This is a genomic window from Burkholderia sp. Ac-20353 (assembly GCF_017104785.1).
GTDB lineage: Bacteria > Pseudomonadota > Gammaproteobacteria > Burkholderiales > Burkholderiaceae > Burkholderia.
On record NZ_JAAGPL010000572.1, the window covers coordinates 1 to 363 of the forward strand.

At 69.4% G+C, this 363-nt stretch carries 1 protein-coding gene; it reads left to right on the plus strand.

What is annotated here, in order from left to right:
- On the plus strand, positions 1–363 hold a 363-nt coding region (locus tag G3N94_RS42025), incomplete at both ends, for a beta-ketoacyl synthase N-terminal-like domain-containing protein (protein WP_277398618.1).

Sequence of the window (363 nt, forward strand, 5' to 3'; positions counted from 1 at the left end):
TGGGCCAGGTGCTCGCGGCGGGCTCGGGCCAGAACCCCGCGCGTCAGTCGCTGATCAAGGCCGGGCTGCCGAGCGCGGTGCCGGGGATGACGATCAACAAGGTGTGCGGCTCGGGCCTGAAGGCCGTGATGCTGGCGGCGAACGCGATCGTGGCGGGCGACGCGGACATCGTGATCGCGGGCGGGCAGGAGAACATGAGCGCGGCGCCGCACGTGCTGCCGGGCTCGCGCGACGGGTTCCGGATGGGCGACGCGAAGCTGGTCGACACGATGATCGTCGACGGCCTGTGGGACGTGTACAACCAGTACCACATGGGCATCACGGCGGAGAACGTCGCGAAGGAATACGGGATCACGCGCGAAG